Consider the following 2,576-nt stretch of genomic DNA (forward strand, 5'->3'; position numbering starts at 1 on the left):
CTTTAATTGTTTTAATTACACTTTAATATTGTTTTATTTTTGTACGAATTTGGGGGAGGGCTTATTCAATTAGGTCTTTCCCAAATGTAAAAATTAAACCCCATTAAGACTTAGTTCAATAAATTAGAAATAAACTACAGTCATAGGATTTATACATTAAATTTAAAAATTAGTTAACCCAAAATTATAAAAAAAATGCTTTCATTTGACATATTTTCGTTCATTGAAAGTATGAATTTTGTATATCATTTGGGGGACACCACAGTTCAAGCAATTAACACTAAGATTACACTTCTCTTAAAACTTAAGTTTCTCTCTGGTTGCTATCGAGGAAGGAACTTGTGGAACTACTTGTAGCTTAAAGGCTCAAAACAAGTGCACAGATATGATTGAAGCCTCTATGCCCAGCTACAAGCACAGAGTTAAATAGAGGGATAAACACAAGTAACCTTACTCAAATATCTGCTGTAAGAAACCATTTACTTTTTAACTTTTCCTAAAAAGCAAAATTACAGCAATGAAAATTCTGTACTTAAATCGCTTTAAGCACAGAGAAATGAGAAATTTTGTCAGGATCACTAAAGGTGATCTTTTTTCTTAGCGGCACGTGGAATGTTGAGTTGAGGAAAAGGCACGTGCCGCCTTTGCGAGGTGTTAATATGATAAAAAAGATCAAGTATGAGCTAAAGGACAAAAGACATATTTTGGACGGCAAATCAAGGATTAACTAACAAAGATGACCTTTGGTAGAAAGGGGGTGGTAAATTTTCTGTCAATGCTTCGTAAAACTTGCAAAAATCTCACAAATAATACCTAAAATTGCAAAAGCTTTCATTAACAACAAATAAGTTTTTATAGGACAAACTCTAGGAAGCGATACCTAAATTTACTAAAAATTTAGGTATCACCCCTCATTGAACAAAAGACTATTTTTGCTATCAAATGATAACTTTTAGATACTACCTAAAATTAAAACTTGTACTTAATTTTCATTTCAGATCTACGTTTATTACCTAATACAACTTAAACATAAGGTCAGAGTTGTTAAAAAATTAATTATTAGAGGAACGAGGAATTAAGAAAGGAGTAAAGGAGAGAAAAAATTCTGTAGTGGGATTGTGGTACAACTCACTCATACAACTCATACATCTTAGAATAGGAACTCATGCAGATACGAATAGAAAGAAGCAGAAGGAGCTGAAGAAGCAGAAGAAGTAGAATGCTACAACAAAGAAGAAATCGAATTTTGTGCCGTAGCAATACAAAAAAAGCTGCCAGAAAAAGATCAGGCAGCATTTTAGTGTTATTAAGTTTGATTGTCTAGTTTTTATCTTTAAAATCATCGTACTTGCGTACTCTAATTTTAAAAATAAAAGATTTATGAACTTACAGTCTAAACTGCAATTTCATAAATTTATCGTAGCATATTATAACAAAATCCTCATCATCTTTTGCCGTCATTTCAAAAAAATATTTATTTCGCAGATTTTAAATTTTGGTATAATATACAACGTTTTGGATAAGCTAGATAAATCGGGAAGTTTATTTACTAACAAATAAATTTACTGCTAGTAAGTGCAAAACATTAACTGAATTAATTATTGAAGTAGATTTTGAAGAAAAATACTTTTGTAATTTTTGCGCCTATACTGAGTTAGAGATCGGTATCAGGTGAGTTTAAATTTTTTAATTTTTATAGGAAATTTTAATATGTCTCTAAGTTCAGAACAAAAAGCTGAAATTTTAGCTAAATTTGGTCGTACAGAAAAAGATACAGGTTCTTCAGAAGTACAAATCGCTTTATTAACCGCACAAATCAACCACTTACAAGAACACTTCCGTGTTCACACTAAAGACCACCATGGTCGTCGTGGTTTATTACGTATGGTTTCTAAACGTCGTAAATTACTTGACTACTTACGTCGTACAGATGTAGAAAAATACGTAAGCATCGTTAACGATTTAGGTTTACGTCGCTAATTTACTACTTAGGCGATTTGTTCCTACTCTAAATAATAATTCAATAAATATATATTCATTAAAGGCTCCTAGATCTTCTAGGAGTCTTTTTTTATCCATGCAATAATCACTGAAGAGACCATAATATTGTTTGAGCCAATTTTTCAATTAAATACTTTGAAAAAGAATTCTAAAAATAATGCTAAAAATAACGCTAGAAACAACCTCAAATAAATACATTTTCTAGCTGTTTAAAAGTATCTACATTTCTATTTTTTAACCTAATAAATGAGTAAGCGCTCATTTATTTATAAACTTTTTAATCCTATCTATCAAGGGTTTAATTTATTGAGGGATAAAAAACTCTTGCACCTAATTCTATTGTCGTCTATAATGGCCTTACAAACAAATAAATGAGTGACTACTCACTTATTAAAAACAACAAAACAAACTCAAAATCCAAACATAACTAATTAACTCATTATCTATTACCAAACCTAGATTTATTAAAAACAACACACAATAAACACAAACAACTTTACAGTTTTCCTCTCGATGTGAATCGACAGAAACAACTTAATTACTAATTAAGTATATTATTGCAAACTCAAATACAA

The 2,576-nt window shown here is 30.1% G+C and carries 1 protein-coding gene; it reads left to right on the forward strand.

Going from position 1 to position 2,576, the window contains the following annotated elements:
* The first annotated feature begins 1,710 nt into the window (after positions 1-1,710).
* The gene (gene rpsO / locus CKF58_RS08255) at positions 1,711-1,980 is read left to right on the forward strand and encodes a 30S ribosomal protein S15 (RefSeq protein WP_119532786.1); all 270 of its coding nucleotides are present in this window, start codon (positions 1,711-1,713) and stop codon (positions 1,978-1,980) included.
* Positions 1,981-2,576 lie beyond the last annotated feature (596 nt).

It is taken from the genome of Psittacicella hinzii (genome assembly GCF_003585935.1).
Classification (GTDB): Bacteria; Pseudomonadota; Gammaproteobacteria; order Enterobacterales; family Psittacicellaceae; genus Psittacicella; species Psittacicella hinzii.